At 62.5% G+C, this 16,895-nt stretch carries 16 protein-coding genes; 12 read left to right on the forward strand and 4 right to left on the reverse strand.

Going from position 1 to position 16,895, the window contains the following annotated elements; translation table 11 throughout:
• The first annotated feature begins 21 nt into the window (after window positions 1–21).
• The 3 genes from AB5I84_RS06300 (at window position 22) to AB5I84_RS06310 (ending at window position 4,509) form a co-directional block, all read left to right on the forward strand.
• Window positions 22–1,053, forward strand: a complete 1,032-nt coding sequence (locus AB5I84_RS06300; RefSeq protein WP_369455005.1) for a WD40/YVTN/BNR-like repeat-containing protein — start codon at window positions 22–24, stop codon at window positions 1,051–1,053.
• Window positions 1,050–3,416: an efflux RND transporter permease subunit gene (locus AB5I84_RS06305; protein ID WP_369455006.1), complete on the forward strand. Its 2,367-nt coding sequence runs from the start codon at window positions 1,050–1,052 to the stop codon at window positions 3,414–3,416. Before AB5I84_RS06300 ends, AB5I84_RS06305 begins: the two co-directional genes overlap by 4 nt.
• Before the next feature lie 91 nt (window positions 3,417–3,507).
• The gene (locus AB5I84_RS06310) at window positions 3,508–4,509 is read left to right on the forward strand and encodes a quinone-dependent dihydroorotate dehydrogenase (RefSeq protein ID WP_369455007.1); all 1,002 of its coding nucleotides are present in this window, start codon (window positions 3,508–3,510) and stop codon (window positions 4,507–4,509) included.
• Between the two features lie 138 nt (window positions 4,510–4,647).
• Here AB5I84_RS06310 and rmf read toward each other — a convergent pair whose 3' ends face one another.
• Window positions 4,648–4,848: a ribosome modulation factor gene (gene rmf / locus AB5I84_RS06315; RefSeq protein WP_369455008.1), complete on the reverse strand. Its 201-nt coding sequence runs from the start codon at window positions 4,846–4,848 to the stop codon at window positions 4,648–4,650.
• A 462-nt stretch (window positions 4,849–5,310) separates the two neighbouring features.
• Here rmf and rlmKL point away from each other — a divergent pair, with 462 nt between their 5' ends.
• Together rlmKL and AB5I84_RS06325 are read left to right on the forward strand one after the other, a co-directional pair.
• The gene (rlmKL, locus tag AB5I84_RS06320; protein ID WP_369455009.1) at window positions 5,311–7,458 is read left to right on the forward strand and encodes a bifunctional 23S rRNA (guanine(2069)-N(7))-methyltransferase RlmK/23S rRNA (guanine(2445)-N(2))-methyltransferase RlmL; all 2,148 of its coding nucleotides are present in this window, start codon (window positions 5,311–5,313) and stop codon (window positions 7,456–7,458) included.
• Entirely contained in the window at window positions 7,448–7,675 is a 228-nt protein-coding gene (locus tag AB5I84_RS06325; protein WP_369455010.1) for a glutaredoxin family protein, read from the forward strand. Before rlmKL ends, AB5I84_RS06325 begins: the two co-directional genes overlap by 11 nt.
• Here the strand turns inward: AB5I84_RS06325 and AB5I84_RS06330 are convergent.
• Both AB5I84_RS06330 and lexA read right to left on the reverse strand, forming a co-directional pair.
• Window positions 7,640–8,503: a TatD family hydrolase gene (locus AB5I84_RS06330; RefSeq protein WP_369455011.1), complete on the reverse strand. Its 864-nt coding sequence runs from the start codon at window positions 8,501–8,503 to the stop codon at window positions 7,640–7,642. The two genes, AB5I84_RS06325 and AB5I84_RS06330, sit on opposite strands and share 36 nt — an antisense overlap.
• 17 nt (window positions 8,504–8,520) lie before the next feature.
• Window positions 8,521–9,132, reverse strand: a complete 612-nt coding sequence (gene lexA, locus AB5I84_RS06335; RefSeq protein WP_369455012.1) for a transcriptional repressor LexA — start codon at window positions 9,130–9,132, stop codon at window positions 8,521–8,523.
• A gap of 286 nt (window positions 9,133–9,418) precedes the next feature.
• Between lexA and AB5I84_RS06340 the strand changes: the two genes are divergently transcribed.
• The gene (locus tag AB5I84_RS06340; RefSeq protein ID WP_369455013.1) at window positions 9,419–10,072 is read left to right on the forward strand and encodes a cyclic nucleotide-binding domain-containing protein; all 654 of its coding nucleotides are present in this window, start codon (window positions 9,419–9,421) and stop codon (window positions 10,070–10,072) included.
• A 1-nt stretch (window position 10,073) separates the two neighbouring features.
• Here the strand turns inward: AB5I84_RS06340 and AB5I84_RS06345 are convergent, their stop codons facing one another.
• Window positions 10,074–10,520: a universal stress protein gene (locus AB5I84_RS06345; RefSeq protein ID WP_369455014.1), complete on the reverse strand. Its 447-nt coding sequence runs from the start codon at window positions 10,518–10,520 to the stop codon at window positions 10,074–10,076.
• A gap of 256 nt (window positions 10,521–10,776) precedes the next feature.
• On the opposite strand from AB5I84_RS06345, the gene topA reads away from it, so the two are divergent.
• The 6 genes from topA to nagZ all read left to right on the forward strand — a co-directional run bounded on the left by topA (window position 10,777) and on the right by nagZ (window position 16,892).
• Window positions 10,777–13,542, forward strand: a complete 2,766-nt coding sequence (gene topA / locus AB5I84_RS06350; RefSeq protein WP_369455015.1) for a type I DNA topoisomerase — start codon at window positions 10,777–10,779, stop codon at window positions 13,540–13,542.
• Window positions 13,543–13,544: 2 nt separating this feature from the next.
• On the forward strand, window positions 13,545–13,964 hold the full coding sequence (locus tag AB5I84_RS06355; protein ID WP_369455016.1) for a hypothetical protein: 420 nt from the start codon (window positions 13,545–13,547) through the stop codon (window positions 13,962–13,964).
• A gap of 28 nt (window positions 13,965–13,992) precedes the next feature.
• Window positions 13,993–14,664, forward strand: coding sequence for an LOG family protein (locus AB5I84_RS06360; protein ID WP_369455017.1), 672 nt, complete (start codon window positions 13,993–13,995; stop codon window positions 14,662–14,664).
• 72 nt (window positions 14,665–14,736) lie between these two features.
• Window positions 14,737–15,372 (forward strand): TetR/AcrR family transcriptional regulator, encoded by a 636-nt coding sequence (locus tag AB5I84_RS06365; protein WP_369455018.1) that lies wholly within the window; start codon window positions 14,737–14,739, stop codon window positions 15,370–15,372.
• Window positions 15,369–15,845: a L,D-transpeptidase family protein gene (locus AB5I84_RS06370; protein WP_369455019.1), complete on the forward strand. Its 477-nt coding sequence runs from the start codon at window positions 15,369–15,371 to the stop codon at window positions 15,843–15,845. The genes AB5I84_RS06365 and AB5I84_RS06370 overlap by 4 nt, the downstream gene beginning before the upstream one ends.
• Window positions 15,846–15,881: 36 nt before the next feature.
• The gene (gene nagZ, locus AB5I84_RS06375; RefSeq protein ID WP_369455020.1) at window positions 15,882–16,892 is read left to right on the forward strand and encodes a beta-N-acetylhexosaminidase; all 1,011 of its coding nucleotides are present in this window, start codon (window positions 15,882–15,884) and stop codon (window positions 16,890–16,892) included.
• Window positions 16,893–16,895 lie beyond the last annotated feature (3 nt).

The following is a 16,895-nucleotide window of genomic DNA, read 5'->3' on the forward strand; positions in this document are numbered from 1 at the left end:
GCATTCGGCTGAGAGCCTTCCATGACAATAAGAATATTGACCATCACTTTGGGCCTGGGGTTGGCCGGATCGGTGTTGGCGGAGGGCACCGTGCCCACGTCGGTATTGCGTCACACCACTTTGACTGATCTGGCGCGCGCGGGTGACCGGGTGGTGGCTGTTGGTGATCGTGGCACGGTGTTGTTCTCCGACGATGACGGGCTGCAGTGGCAGCGTGCTACGACTCCCACCGGTGTGTTGCTGACCGCCGTTTGTTTCGCCAACGATCGCCAAGGTTGGGCGGTGGGCCATGACGCCACCATCTTGGCCACCAGCGATGGCGGCCGCAGTTGGCAACTCCAGCATCAGGATGTCGGCGATGTCATTGAAGAAGTGTCTGACGACGACCTCGATGATGAAGATTGGGATGACGAGGACTGGGATGAAAACAGTCCCGCCGAAGCGGCTGCTGGAGCGCCGCTGCTAGATGTCCAGTGCCTGTCAGCGCGCAGTGCTACTGCGGTAGGCGCTTACGGTCTGCGTCTTGAGACAGCCGATGGCGGCCTGCATTGGCAGCCAAGCAGTGAAACCTTGCCGGACGCTGAAGGCTGGCACCTGTATCAACACGTATTGCAAGCCGGCGGGCCTGATTATCTGGTTGGTGAGAAGGGCAGCCTTTACCGCCGAGATGGCGTTGGGCACTGGGAGCCGCTGGAGAGTCCCTACGACGGGACCTTCTTCGGCGGTTTGGCATCGCGCCACCATGGACTGCTGGTGTTCGGCCTGCAGGGCAACCTATGGCGCAGTGTCGATAGTGGCATCTCGTGGCAGCGTGTAGCACTGCCGATTCGCAGCGGTATCAACAGCGGTCTGCTGCTGGAGCGCGGCCGGGTGGCGCTGGTGGGGAACGCCGGAGTGCTGCTGGAGAGCCGTGATGAAGGCCGCAGTTTCACGCTACGTCACCTGCCGGGGCGGCCGAATCTGTCGGCCGTGCTGGCGCGGCGTGATGGCGGCTATTTGGTCGCTGGAGTGGGCGGTATCCACATTGTTGCAGCACAGGAGTCGCAACCATGAGCCAAGGCTTTTCACAGACGCTGGCGCAGCGGCTGTTTGCAGTGCGGGCGCCGCTGCTGGTGGTGTTCACGCTGCTGACGCTGCTGCTGGGTTGGCAGGCGATCGGCATCAAGGTCAACACGGATGTGCGCAAGATGGTGCCGCTGGCCCATCCCTATATCCAGAACTTCCTCGCTCACCGTGAGGACGTGTCGCTCGGCAATGACATTCGTGTGATCGTGGCCGAAGTAGAACAGGACGACATTTTTAACGACACCTACCTGCAAGCATTGTCTGAAATCACGGACGATATTTTTTCATTGCAAGGGGTGGATCCCTCTCGCATCAGCTCGCTGTGGACACCCAACGTGCGCTGGGCGGAAGTCACTGAAGATGGCTTTGAAGGCGGCGAGATCGTGCCGCCGGATTACGACGGCTCTCCGCAGAGTCTGGAAGACCTGCGCACCAACGTGCTGCGCTCGCGCTATGTCGGCAGCCTGGTGGCTGACGACTTCCGCTCCACCATCATCCACGCTCACTTGATGGACGTGCTGGCGGCAGACTCAGATGTGGATATTCCCACGTTGTCGCGGGCGCTGGACGAGATCCGTGAACGCTATCAAGCGCAGTACCCCTCGGTGCGGGTGCATATTGTCGGCGCGGCCAAAATGGCCGGCGATGTGATGTCAGCGGCTGCGGATGTGGCGCGGTTGTTCTTCGTCACGCTGTTGGTGACAGCGATCCTGTTGCTGATCGACACCCGCAGTCTGCGTGCCTCACTGGTGGTGGTGCTGTGTTCGTTTGTGGCGGTGTTCTGGCAGCTCGGCTTGGTGCGGCTGCTGGGGTTCACTATTGATCCCTATTCGATGCTGGTGCCGTTCTTGGTATTCGCCATTGCCGTCAGCCACGGCGTGCAGATGATCAACCAGATGATCCACCGCAGCAGCGATGGGCTGGCGCCACTGGCTGCGGCCCGTGGCACCTTTGCGGCGCTAGCGGTGCCGGGTATCGTCGCACTGGTCAGTGATGGCCTCGGGCTGCTGACGCTGTACGTGATCGACATCGGTGTGATCCGCGAGTTGGCGATTGCTACTAGTGTCGGGGTGGGCGTGATCATCCTCACCAACCTGGTGATAGTGCCGCTGGTGCTGTCGTACGTCGGTGTCGGGCAGCGGGCGGTGCAGCGGGCGCAGAAGCGTCGCAACAGTGCCCATGGGCTGGCCAGTTTCTTCGCCCGCTTTACCCGCACGCCGTGGGCGCTGGCATCCATCTTGGTGGCTGGGCTGCTGTATGCCGGTGGCCTCTATGTGGCGCGCGATGCGCAGATCGGTGACTTGGAAAAAGGGGCGCCGGAACTGTGGGCAGATCCTTGCGATAGCCAAGATTGCCCCCGTGGTTACGTGCCGGAGCGGCGTTACCAGTACAACCACGACGTCAATCAGCTGGTCAATCATTACAGCGTCAGTGCTGACGTGTTGGTGGTGATCGGCGTGACGCCGCCGGAGCAGTGCAACAGCTACCGCGCCATGCAGCGAGTTGATGACCTGGCTGCCCACTTGTTGCAACTACCGGGAGTGCAAGATGTCACCACCATTGCCTCCACCGCGAAACTGATCAGTGCCAACACCAACGAGGGCAACTTGAAGTGGGCGACCATCGCCCGTGACCAGCTGGCACTGAACAACGCCATGATGTTCATGCCGGATGCGCTGTACAACATGGACTGCAGTGTCACGCCACTGTACGTGTTCCTCGATGATCACCGTGCCGGCACTCTGCAATCGGTGACCGCTGCGGTGGCCGGTTACGCGGCCCAGCACAATGATCCGCAAGTCATCGAGTTCAAGCTGGCATCCGGCAACGCTGGCGTGGAAGCCGCCACCAACGAGACCATCGCGGCCAGTCAGTACCCGATGCTGCTTCTGGTGTACGGGGTGGTGATCCTGTTCTGCCTGATCGGATTCCGTGACTGGCGGGCAGTGGTGTGTGTGATTGTTCCGCTGGGGCTGACGTCAGTGCTGTGCCAAGCGTTAATGGTGTGGCTGAATATCGGCGTGAAGGTGGCGACATTGCCGGTGGTGGCACTGGGGGTCGGCATCGGGGTCGATTACGGCATCTACATCTATAGCCGCCTGGCCGGCTTCTTGCGTGAAGGGCAGCCGCTCGAGGAAGCCTACCGCAACACCCTGCAAACCACGGGCAAGGCGGTGGCGTTCACCGGTATCGCGCTGGCGGTCGGGGTGGTGTTCTGGAGTTTCTCCTCGATCAAATTCCAGGCCGACATGGGCATCCTGTTGACCTTCATGTTCTTGCTTAACATGATCGGCGCCCTCTGGTTACTGCCGGCGCTGGCGCGCTTCCTGCTCAAGCGCCAGCCGGGCTAACCGCCCCTCGCTCGGACTGGGCGCCCCGGCAGTGATGCCGGGGCGTTCTTGTTTATAATGCGTGCCACCTTTGATCCTTGGAGCCTGATTCATGCTGTACCGCGTCGCCCGTCCGTTGCTGTTCGCGTTGCCGGAAGAGACCGTGCATGACCTTACCTTGACCCTGTTGCGCCAAGGCGGCGGCCGCTTGTTGGCCCCGGCGGTGGCGGACAAGCCGGTGCAGGTGATGGGGCTGCGGTTCCCCAATCCGGTCGGCTTGGCAGCCGGTCTCGACAAGAACGGCGATTGCATTGATGGCTTGGCAGCACTGGGCTTCGGCTTTATCGAGGTCGGCACCGTGACGCCGCGCGCGCAGGCCGGCAATCCGAAGCCGCGGCTGTTCCGGTTGCCGGAAGCGCAGGCACTGATCAACCGCATGGGTTTCAACAACAAAGGCGTCGACTATCTACTGGCGGCGGTGCGCCGGCGCCGGTTTGACGGCGTGCTCGGCATCAATATCGGCAAAAATGCTAGCACGCCGGTGGAGCAAGCGGTGGACGACTATCTATATTGCCTGGAGCGGGTCCATGCCGAAGCCAGCTATGTCGTGGTGAACGTGTCCTCGCCGAATACCGCTGGGCTGCGAGCTTTGCAACACGGCGATGCACTGGAGCGGTTGCTGGAAACCCTGCGTGCACGGCAGACCGAACTGGACCAACGCAGCGGCCGCCGTGTGCCGCTGGTGATCAAGATAGCTCCTGACAACGATGCCGATACCCTCGGCGCGATGGCAGAGGCTTTCGTGCGCCATGGCATGGACGGCGTCATCGTCAGCAACACCACCATCGAACGACCGCAGGTTGGCCACCTGGCGCGCGGCAAAGAGCAGGGCGGTCTTAGTGGGGCGCCGCTGAAACCGTTGGCAGACCAGGCGCTATCTACGGTGGTATCGGCGCTCAATGGCGCGCTGCCGGTGATTGGCGTCGGCGGTATCCAGAGCGGCACCGACGCGGCGGACAAGCAGCAGCGCGGCGCGGCGTTGGTGCAGCTTTACTCCGGCCTGATCTATCAGGGGCCGGCGCTGATCAAAGATGCGGTGGACGGCTGGCGCTGAACAACGCGCATTAAAAAGGGCCCTGGAGGGGCCCTGGACGGCGCCGAAGCGCTTCAGATGGAACTTGGCAGGTTGTTCAAAACAGTCGGCTCTCCTCTGTGGGATCGGACTATTCGATTCGGGTCTCCTGTTCCGGAATCACACTTTCAGATGTTGAATGCTGGCAATACCGCGGTAGCCATGGAGATGATCGGTGCGGCCTTCGCGCCACCCGTTGATCCAGCTTGCTCGGTGGTCAAGGGCATCGAATGGACACAGATCCTGGGACTTTCCTGATAATCCGGCGTGGTAACCTCGGGAGAAGGCACGGCTGACCCGATCTCGTTTCTGTCTCTTCATGTCTACGATTCTCCTGGATGGATATCGGCTGCTTGGGCGCAAGTCATAGGTACTTGCGCATCATTCGTGATGAAAGCTCCTGTGTAGTGGATACTTCAGCGGCGGGGGCTGGTGGCCGCCAGCCGCTGAGAATTTAGAGGGCTGGTTTGGCAAAAGTTCACAACCCTGTCACCGACTCTGCATGCTTTCGTGCTGGCGTGCAAGGGCCGCTGGGGCGCCCGTTCCGAATCATGTTTTAAAGCATAAGTGGTTGATTATTATCAATGGTCGCTCTGCTGTCCTGATCTGACCGGGCGCCTCTTGCCGGTATCGCGGGGTTACTTTCCGGAACAATCCGGCTTGAGTTGGGCGTCAGAGATAGCAACGCAGCGGGGCAGCAACGCCAATCCTGCCGCGCAAAACGAGATTGCCGCGCCGGCTTTGTTTACACTGCGCGCCCACTTTCCCAGAAGGACTGCCGCCATGAGCTTCATCGTCACCTGCATGCCGGGTCTGGCTTCACTGCTGGCCCAGGAGCTGATGCGCTTGGGTGTGCCGTCGACGCCGGAGGGGTTGGCCGCAGTGCGTCTGGACGCCGCCGAATCTGATCAACAGATGCGCGATGCCTTGACGGTATGTCTGTGGTCACGGCTGGCGGAGCGGGTGCTGTACCCGCTGGCAATCCACGAGGGCGCGCCCGACGAGGCGCCGGAGTTGCTTGCCGCCGCTATCGACTGGCCGCAGCAGCTCGGCGTCGGCGGCCAAGTGCACTTGAAGGTGGACCATGAGCGCGGCCTGCGCGGTGATACCCGCGTCACCCGCAACCGCTTCCTGCGCTGCTTGCCGCCCAATGCTCGCTCCTGTGAACACAGCCAAGGCAGTCTGTGTCTGCATTTGGCGCTCGGTGCAGAGCGCAGTGAAATTCGTGTCGACCTCAGCGGTGAGCCGTTGCAGCGCCGTGGTTACCGACTCGATGGTGGTGCCGCACCGCTGCGGGAAACCTTGGCGGCTGCGGTGCTGGAGGCGGCGGAGTGGCCGGCACGGGTGCAGGCTGAAGAGCCGGCGCGGTTGGTGGATCCGTTCTGCGGCTCTGGCACCTTGCTGCTGGAAGCCGCGGCGTTAGCGCTGAACATCGCACCGGGGCTCGGGCGCACCGAGTTTGGCTTGCTGCATTGGGCGCCGGTGCCGCAAGCAGAGTGGCAAACACTGCGTCAGCAGGCGCAGGATGCCCGCCGCAGTGCACCGGCGGGTCTGTCGCTGAAAGGCTTTGACGCTGACGCAAGCGCCTTGGCGGCCGCCCATGCCAACGCGGCGCGAGCTGGGCTCGGTGCTTTGATTCACTTTGAGCGCCGCGAGCTGGGTGCATTGCGGCGGCGTGACTTCATTGCCCGTGACGCCGTTGGCACAGGGTTGGTGGTGACCAACCCGCCGTGGGGCGAGCGGTTGGAAGAGCAAGAGCGGGCCGGTTGGTTGTGCCAGGCGCTGGGCCAGGTGATGCTGCGCTGCGTTCCTGACTGGACGGCGCTGGTGATTGCCAGCAAGGCGGAGATGCTCGACCGCAGCGGCATGGAGGCGGACGCGCATTGGAAAGTGCGCAACGGCCCGTTAACGGTTTACTTGCGCCGCATGCGCCCGGTGCGCCGGCCGCTGCCGGCACCGTTGCAGGTGATCGGCGAGCTGGCGTTCGAGCCGCCGGAACAGGCGGTGGCGCTGGTGAATCGGTTGCGCAAGAACAGCCGCCAACTGCGCAAATGGCTGGATCAGTCTGGGGTGCAGGCCTACCGGCTTTACGATCGCGATTTGCCGGAATTCAACTTCTCCATCGACATCTACGGCGACAAAGTGCTGTTGCAGGAATATGCGCCGCCGAAGTCGGTGGATGAAGCCGCAGCGGCGCAACGCCGCACTTGGGCGGTCACTGCGGTGCGGGCAGCGCTGGGGGCTCACCGTGAGCAAGTGTTCCTGCGCACCCGCGCTCAGCAGCGCGGCCGTGGCCAGTATCAGAAACTCGATCAAGCCAACGATTACGAAGTGGTCCAAGAAGGCAATGTACGGTTGCTGGTGAACCTGCGCGATTACCTCGACAGCGGTCTGTTCCTGGACCACCGCCCGATGCGGCTGCGCTTGGGTGAAGAGGCTGCCGGGGCGCGCTTCCTCAACTTGTTTGGTTATACCGGCGCGGCCACGCTACATGCTGCCGCTGGCGGCGCGCGCAGCACCGTGACCGTGGATGCTTCACGCAAGTATCTGGACTGGGCTGGCTGCAACCTGGCGCTGAACGGTTTTGGCTCAGTGCAGCATCAATTGGTGCGTGCCGATGTGCGCCAGTGGGTGGCAGAAAATCACCATGAGTTCGATCTGATTTTCTGTGACCCGCCGACCTTCTCCAACAACAAGAGCCGCGACGATTTCGTGGTGCAGCGCGATCATGCCGAGCTGATTCGCAACTTGATGAAGCACTTGGCCCCGGGCGGCGCGTTGTACTTCTCTTGCAACTTCCGCCGCTTCGAAATGGACGCGGAGATCAGCCGCTGGTATCAGGTTGAAGACATCAGTCGTTGGAGCATCCCGCCGGATTTCCAGCGCAACGAGCGCATTCACTATTGCTTCCGGATCAGCCATGGAGATTGAGCTGCTCACTACTCTGGGCTGCCATCTGTGCGAACGGGCCGAGCAATTGGTGCTGCAAGCTTGGCCGCAGGCGACGCTGGTGCGGATCGACATTGCCGAAGATGACGCACTGATCGCCGACTACGGCGAGCGCATACCGGTACTGCGTTACCAAGGGCATGAGCTGGCGTGGCCGTTCGGATTACTGGATGTGCGCGAGCGCTTGGTTCAGCGCTGACTCGTCGATGCCGAACAGCGCCACGCTGTTGGCGTAGCTGCAGGCCGCCACCTGGGCACTGCTCTGGTGGCGGTGGCGCGCCACTTCTGCCACCACCCAAGGCAACAGTGCCGGCTCGTTGCGGCCGCGTTGCGGTGGCTTGTCGGTGAGAGTGCGCGGCAGCAGGTAGGGTGCGTCGGTTTCTACCAACAAGCGCGCGTCGGGAATGTTATGCACGATCTGCTGCAACGCCTGGCCACGCCGCTCATCGCAAATCCAACCGGTGATGCCGATGTGGCAATCGAGATCGAGATAAGCAAATAGTGCCTCGCGACTGCCCGTGAAGCAGTGCACTACGGCGCCGCTGAGGTGGTCGCGGAAATCGCGCAGGATCGGCAGAAAGCGTTCGTGGGCATCCCGCTCATGCAAGAACACAGGTTTGCCGTTCTGTGCCGCCAACTCCAGCTGGCGGATGAACGCCTGCTCCTGCTGCGGGCGGGGAGAAAAGTCGCGATTGAAATCCAGTCCGGCCTCACCGACTGCGCGGATGCGTGGATCGGCCAGCATGGCTGCCAATTCAGACCAGAACGACGGGGTTGCCTCACGGGCGTGATGGGGGTGCAGCCCGGCAGTGGCAAACAGCTGGGGGTGAGCGTGTGCCAGAGCCAGCGCAGCGGCATTGCTGTCGGCGTCGGTGCCAGTGACTAACTGCCAGCGCACACCGGCATCACGGGCGCGGGCTAAGACAGCGTCCAAGTCGGCGGCGAAACGGGAATCGGTCAGGTTGACGCCAATATCGGCCAGCACGGAACAGTCACCTTGCAACGGGAACGGGCCGGCAGTGTACACGGCCGCTCCCGCAACGGTTAACCGGCGTCGCGGATCAGTCCCACGAAAATACCTTCGATCACCAGCCGATCGGCTTCCACTTCAATGGGCTCATAAGCGTCGTTGGCGGGTAGCAAAGTGGCACCGCGATTGTTCAGCCGCAGCGTTTTCACCGTGACATCATCGTCGAGCCGGGCCACCACAATCTGGCCAGAGCGCGCCACGCTGCTCTTGCGCACGGCAATCAGGTCGCCGTCGAAAATGCCGGCATCCTTCATGCTGTCGCCTTGCACCCGCAGCAGGTAAGTGGGGCGTTGGCGGAACATGCCGGCCGGCACCGGAACCGACCGCTCCACGTTCTCCACCGCTTCGATTGGTACCCCGGCGGCGACTCGGCCGATCACCGGCAGTTCGTCGTCGGCCGCAGCGTTGTCCTGCTGCAGCAATTGGATACCACGCGAGCGATCGTTATAGAGGCGGATGCAGCCCTTGCGCTCCAGCGCGCGCAAGTGGTCTGAGGCGGCATTCTTGGATTGGAAGCCCATCAATTCGGCCAATTCAGCGCGCGTTGGCGCCATGCCGGTGCGGGCTTTGAACTGGCGAATGCAATCGAGTACCTGTTGTTGCCGGGCTGTCAGTTTCTCGCTCATGGCTCTGTCCTCATTGACTGACGCGATGCTAGCACAGGCACTGTCGATATGAACAGTGTTGTTTGGTCAGTTCGAGGCCTTGCCTGTGGTCGGCTGCAGGTTGGCGTTGGTCGGGTCATCGGTGTGCGGATGACTGCGCTGGATCAACATCCGCGGCGATAGTGGCTTGAGATCGCCGCAGCGGCATTGCAGCATGCCGCCATTCGTTCGGCGTGGGGGCGCCGGACTCCTTGCACGTCAGGCCAAGGCGGACGGCCGCACTCTATTTTAATCGGGGATCTACAGCATGCATCAGGCCGACGCTAAAGCGTTTTCGGCGGAGCGTATCCGCCAACTGGTTTCCGGCATTCCATTTTTCAACGAGGTCAGGCACCGCGACTTGGCGCAATTTGAAGCGCTGTTGGGGCAATGTGAGCTGTGGGTGGCGGGGCCGGGGGACACCGTGATTCAGCGCGGGCAGGATGAGCCGTTTTTGTACTTCTTGCTGCGTGGACAGCTGGTGGTGACCGGGCATAGCGGCGTGACCGCTGAAGTACTCAACTATATTTCACCCGGTGAGGTGTTCGGGGCGCTGGCGATGCTGCGCGGGACGCCGCGCAGTGCCACGGTACGGGTGGACGACAGCACCCGCGAAGCGGTGCTAGCGCGGCTCGACTACGCGCCATTCCAAGACCTACAGCAGCGTGGGCGCTTCGATCTGCAAACTCGGCTGGCGTTCTACAGCATGCTGGTCCACAACATCCGCTGGACGCTGGAGGTGTATCGCATGAGCGATCCACAGCATGAAGTGGCGGCGGCGATGCGTAAACTGCCGCTGTACAGCGGCCCGCGCGGTACCGAGCAGGAGCTATTGGCGCTGCATGAGCAGGCTCATGCACTGGCCGACCTGCTGTGCCAGTGGCACCAGGTGCCGCTGCGCGCGACACCCCAGCACCTCTGAATCAGTTACGGCATTTCTGGATTTTCACCGCCAGCACGTCGCAGCGCGCGCCGGGCACCACGCCTCGGGCTGTGGAGCCGAGCAGAATGGCGAGGCCGGTGCGGGTGTGGCTGCCGACCACGATCAGGTCGACGTCCAACGCCTCGGCTTTTTCCTGAATGGTTTTCTCGATCGAGCCCATCTCGACATACACCCGCTCGGCAGGGATGCCGTAGGTGTCCGCATAGCGGCGCACGCTGGTGCGTGCTTGATCCATGATGCCGGTCTGTAGCTCGGTGACATCAATCGGAATGTCGGCGCCGTAGGCCAGTGCCAGCGGCTCGATCACATGCAGCAGGTGCAGGCGGCCGCTGGTACCACAGCACACCGAGCGGGCGCGTTCCAGAATCTGCTGGGACTCTTCGCTGCCGTCGATGGCGACCAGCACGTCCTTGTATTCGTTGCTCATGACTGGGCTCCCTTGGATGGATTCGGGGCTCTATGATGGCGCCTGCTTTTTGCTGCTGTCCACAATCGCTCTGCTTGCGGTGCCCTGGGCGACCAATGTTATAAGGCGCCGGTGAGGGCGGCAGAGGCACCGAACGCAGGACCGTCCTTGACCTTTAGGATGGCCGCCTGCCTAAATAGCGGCCTCATGAGCGCCGGGCACCCCCGGCAGCGGTCTGCAACCGCTACTGATCACCGCACAGCGAGTACGTAAAAGAATGGCCAAATCGCTTGTCATTGTGGAGTCGCCTGCCAAGGTCAAGACCATCAACCGGTTCCTTGGGGATGATTTCATTGTCAAATCCAGCGTCGGGCATGTGCGCGATCTGCCGGTCAGCGGTGGGGCGAAGTCGTCGCCGGCTGAGCGCGCCAAAGAAGCAGCCTACACTCGCTCGCTGCCGCCCGAAGAGCGGGCACGCTACAAAAAGAAGAAGGCACACGAACAGCTGATCAACCGTATGGGCGTGGACCCGGAGCGGGATTGGAGCGCGCACTACGAAGTGCTGCCCGGCAAAGAAAAAGTCATTGATGAGCTGAAGCGTCTGGCCGGCAAAGTCGACCACATTTATCTCGCCACCGACCTTGACCGCGAAGGGGAAGCGATCGCTTGGCACCTGCGGGAAGTGATTGGCGGCGATGACGACCGTTACCGCCGGGTGGTGTTCAACGAGATCACCCGCAAGGCGGTGCAAGCTGCCTTTGAAGAGCCCGGCAAGCTCGACATGCCGCGTGTGGAAGCGCAGCAGGCGCGTCGCTTCCTCGACCGGGTAGTAGGCTTCATGGTGTCGCCACTGCTGTGGGACAAGATTGCCCGGGGGCTGTCAGCCGGCCGAGTACAGTCGGTGGCGGTGGAACTGGTGGTGGAACGTGAGCGGGAAATTCGTGCCTTCCAGCCGGATGAATTCTGGGAAATCTACGCCGATACCCAAGCCGAGCAGGGCACCGACGTGCGTATGGACGTCACCCGCTTCCAAGGTGTGGCGTTCCGGCCGGATAACGAAACCGATGCGCGCCGCCACCAGCAGGCGCTGCGTGATGCTGCGGCTCTCACGGTGCAGGGGCGTGAGGACAAGCCGACTCGCTCCAAGCCGTCGGCACCCTTCATTACCTCCACGCTGCAGCAGGCCGCCAGCACCCGCCTTGGCTACAGCGTGAAGAAGACCATGACGCTGGCCCAACGCCTGTACGAAGCTGGTCACATCACTTACATGCGTACCGACTCCACTAACCTGTCGGCAGATGCGGTGGCCGCGTGTCGGGCGTGGATCGGCAGCAACCTCGGTGACCGTTACCTGCCAGAGCAAGCGCCGAACTACTCCAGCCGTGAAGGCGCGCAGGAAGCGCACGAGGCGATCCGTCCCTCGGATGTCACCCGCGAGCCGGAATTGCTGCTGGACATGGAGCGCGACGCGCGCCGTCTGTATGAACTGATCCGGCTGCAATTCATCGCCTGCCAAATGCCGCCGGCGGAATACCTAGCCAGCACCATCACCGCCACCGCCGGTGATTACGAGCTGAAGGTCAAGGGCCGCATCCTTAAATTCGACGGTTGGACCCGCGTGCTGCCACCGGCGGCGCGCAGCAAGGGCCAAGAAGACGTGGTGCTGCCTGATTTGTCAGCCGGTCAGAAGCTGACTGTCAACGAGGTAGTGGCCACGCAGCACTTCACCAAACCGCCGGCCCGTTTCACCGAAGCCAGCTTAGTGCGCGAATTGGAGAAGCGCGGCATCGGTCGGCCGTCCACCTATGCGGCAATCATTTCCACGATCCAAGATCGGGGTTACGTGCGGTTGGAAAACCGCCGCTTCTATGCCGAGAAAATGGGTGACATCGTCACCGACCGGCTGGTGGAAAATTTCCCCAACCTGATGGACTACGGCTTCACTGCCAGCATGGAAGAAACGCTCGACAAGATCGCCGCTGGCGAACTCGATTGGCGCCAGGTGCTGGATGATTTCTACAGCGATTTCCGCAAGCGGTTGGAAGCGGCCCAAGGCGACGGCGCCGGTAAGCTGGCGCAGGGCGGCATGCGTGCCAACCTACCCACCGACACCGATATTCCGTGCCCTACTTGCGGGCGTCCGATGCAAATTCGTACCGGCTCCACTGGGGTATTCCTCGGTTGCTCCGGATACAGCCTGCCGCCGAAAGAACGCTGCACGGCCACGCTCAACCTGTTGCCCGGCGACGAGGCAGTTGGTGCCGACGATGCCGAAGCGGAAGCGCTGGAGCAGCGTCTGAAAAAGCGCTGCCCGATTTGCAGTACCGCCATGGACAGCTACCTGCTGGACGAAAGCCGCAAACTGCATATCTGCGGCAACAACCCCGATTGCGCCGGCTACGTGGTGGAGCAGGGCGAGTTCCGCATCAAGGGCTATGACGGCCCGGTGCTGGAATGTGAAAAGTGCAGTAGCGAAATGCAGTTGCGCACCGGCCGTTTCGGCAAGTTCTTCAAGTGCACCAACGAAGCCTGCGGCAATACCCGCAAGCTGTTGCGCAGCGGCGAGCCGGCGCCACCCCGCGCCGACCCGATCCCGATGCCGCATCTGCGCTGTCAGAAAGTGGATGACTACTATCTGCTGCGTGACGGTGCCTCTGGTCTGTTCCTCGCCGCCAGCCAGTTCCCGCGCAACCGCGAGACTCGGGCGCCGTCGGTGGAAGAAGTGCGCAGTGTGCGCGAGCAGCTGGATCCGAAGCTGTTGTACTTGGCTGACGCGCCGACTCATGACAGCGCCGGCAACGCGGCGATCCTGCGCTATGCCCGCAAGAGCAAAGAGCAGTACGTCACCACCGAAGTGGACGGTAAGGCCACCGGTTGGGCGGCGTTCTACCGCGATGGTGCCTGGGTGATTGAAGACAAGCCGGCGGCCAAGAAAGCGCCTGCGAAGAAGGCACCGGCGAAAAAAGCGGCGGCCAAGAAAGCGCCTGCCAAGAAAGCGCCCGCCAAGAAAGCGGCGGCCAAGCCAGCTCCCGCTGAGGACTGAGCATGGGCCAGCTGCGAGCGGTGGCGGAACGGTTGGCATTGGCACGTCAGGCGTTCCGTCTCTGTGAGCAGGCGGCGGAGCAAGAACAGCCGCCAGCAGAGCAATGGGTGCTGCGTGGCGCGCTGTTAGTACAGCTGGCAGCGGTGATCCAGGGACTGGGACAGCCCGGTGGCCGTGACCCGTTGGCTGCCGCTGCGGCGCTGCCCCCCAGTGCCGCGCTGGCCTGGTGGCAGGATGCTTGGCAGCACCTGCTGGGTGACACGTTGCTGACCCGTTCCGCAGCGGCGCCGGAAACACGCAACCTGATTGCTGCGGCGTCGGCACTGCCGTTGGGATTGGCCGAACGGGCCGCCATGGCGGAGGTGATCGAGGGCTTGGCCATCAGGCTGCAACATTTGCAGTCCCAAGATCGAGAGGAATGATCTGGTCTTGGCCATTGAAGGAAAACGAATGGACGCAACACGTGCCTTGGAAGCCTGGCGAGTCCTGCGCATCCAGTCTGAGTTGGTGGATGGTATTGAACGGCTGGGCGACATTGGCCCGGCAGTGACCCTCTACGGCAGTGCCCGCTTGGGCGAAGAGTCTCCTTACTACCAAAGCGCCGAAGCACTGGCTGAGCGGTTTTCCCGCGTCGGCCTGAATGTGCTCACCGGCGGTGGCCCCGGCATCATGGAAGGCGCCAACCGAGGTGCTTTCGGCAAGGGCGCCTGTTCCATCGGCCTCAACATTCAATTGCCGTTCGAGGAAAGCGCCAACCGCTATCAGGATCTGGCGATTAACTTCCGCTATTTCTTCGTGCGCAAGCTGATGTTCGTTAAGCACGCCGTGGGTTTCGTGGTGTTCCCCGGTGGTTTTGGCACCCTCGACGAACTGTTCGAAGCGCTGACGCTGGTGCAGACCGGCAAGATCAAACCGTTCCCGATTGTACTGTTCGGCAGTGATTACTGGAGCGGGCTGATAGATTGGCTGCGTGACCGGATGCTGGCGGAAGGCTGTATTAGCCCAGGCGATCTGGATCTGATGCAGGTGACCGACTCGGTGGATGAGGCGTTCTCGATTGTCCACAAAGCGGTGGCGGCCCGCGAAAACCGTCGTCGCGACAACTTGCCCGAGCACATGTGATCCCGTCGCTGCCTTGACGATACAACTGTTTGAAACATATGTTTGCCGTCACTGTGCAGCGAGGAGAACCCGATGTCGGAACGAAGCGGCACCGTTGAGCGCATTCTGGACACCGCCGAAGAACTGTTCGCCCAGAAGGGCTTCGCGGAAACTAGCTTGCGTGCCATCACCAGCCGCGCCGGGGTCAACCTCGCCGCGGTCAACTACCATTTCGGTTCCAAGGAAGCGCTGATCCAAGCGGTGTTCGAGCGTTTTCTCGGCCCGTTCTGCGCCAGTCTCGACGCTGCCTTGGATGAACTGGACGGTCAGCAGGTCAGCCTTGAACAGTTGCTGGCATTGATCTCGGGCACGGCGCTTGGGCCCCAGGGCCAGCGGCCGCACCGGGTGGCGCTGTTCTTCCGTCTGTCCGGGCTGGCCTATACCCAGGCCCAGGGTCACCTGCGGCGCTTTTTCCAAGAGCATTACGGCGCGGTATTTGCCCGCGTATTGCGGCTGCTCAGTGTGGCCGCGCCGGATGTGCCACCGATGGAAATGTTTTGGCGAGTGCACTTTGGGCTCGGTGCCATCGTGTTCGCGATGTCCGGCATGGAGCCGCTGCGGGCGATCTGCAAGAGCGATTTCGGTGTCACGCTGTCGGTGGCAGACGTCAACCAGCGTCTGCTGCCGTTCATAATCGGAGGCATTCGCGCGCCGGTGATGCCGTCATGACCCGCCTGCTGGTGTCGATTGCCGAGCAGTCTTTGACGCTGGAACGTCCCGGGCTGGCACCGATCTGCTATCCAATTTCCACCGCACTCAATGGCCCCGGTGAGCAAATGGACAGTGGCTGTACGCCGCGTGGCGCGCACCGAGTGCGCGCCCGTATTGGCGCCGGCATGGCGCGCGGCAGCGTGTTCATCGGCCGCCGTCCCACCGGTGAGATCTGGACGCCGACCTTGGCCGCTGCCCATCCGCAGCGAGATTGGATTCTTACCCGCATCCTTTGGCTGTGCGGCGAGGAGCCAGGCCGCAATCGCGGTGGCCGCGTGGATTCCATGCGGCGCTTCATTTATATTCACGGCACGCCGGATACCGAGCCGCTGGGCGTCCCGCGCTCGCACGGTTGCATCCGCATGCACAGCGATGACCTGATCGAACTGTTTGACCTGGTGCCGGCCGGCACCCGCGTCTGCATCGATTGATCCGGCACGCTCCAATTCCCGCTTGGAATCATTCCTATGACCGCTGCTGTAGTCATGCTGGATGTGGCCGGTACCGAACTGGACGCCAGCGACCGCGATGTGCTGCGCCACCCTGCGGTGGGCGGCCTGATCCTGTTTGCCCGTAACTACCAGAATCGCGACCAGCTGATGGCGCTGACTGCCGCGATTCGGGCTGAGCGTCCGGATATCCTCATCGCCGTCGATCAAGAGGGCGGCCGGGTGCAGCGTTTTCGTGACGGCTTCACCCGTTTGCCGCCGATGGCAGCACTGGGGCGTTGGCACGATCAGTCACCGGAGGCCGCATTGGACGGTGCCCGCCAGCTGGGCCGGCTGATGGCGGAAGAGCTGATTGCCTGCGATGTGGACATCAGCTTTGCGCCGGTACTGGATCTGGACTATGGCGTCAGCAGCGTGATCCGCGATCGTAGCTTCCACGCCGACCCGGATACCTTGACCGCCTTGGCCGCCGCTTGGATTGACGGCATGGCGGCGGCGGGTATGGCCGCCACCGGCAAACATTTCCCCGGCCACGGTTTTGTCGAAGCCGATTCCCATCTTGAACTGCCGCGCGACAGTCGCCCGTTGGCGGCGCTGGAGGCGGCCGACCTGCGTCCGTTCGCGGCACTGTCTCAGCGCTTGCAGGGCATCATGCCGGCCCACGTTGTGTACGACGCGGTGGACAGCCAGCCGGCCGGATTCTCCCGTATATGGCTGGAGTTACTGCGCCGGCAACTGGGTTTCGCCGGCGTGATCTTCAGCGATGACCTGACCATGGAAGGCGCCGCCGCCGCTGGCGATTACGCCGCCCGTACCGCTGCCGCGTTGGACGCCGGCTGCGACATGGTGCTGGTGTGCAACCAGCGCGCGGCGGCACTGCAAGTGCTGGATGCGGTCACCGCGTTGCAACCGTCCGCACGGGTGCCGGCCAGTGGCTTGCGCGCCGCCCCACAGTCGCCGATGACGGCGGCACAACGGCAGCAAGCGCAAGCGCTGGCTGCCCGACTCATTGAAACGTTCAACCAGTGATTG

Source organism: Alcanivorax sp. REN37, from assembly GCF_041102775.1.
Lineage (GTDB): Bacteria > Pseudomonadota > Gammaproteobacteria > Pseudomonadales > Alcanivoracaceae > Isoalcanivorax > Isoalcanivorax beigongshangi.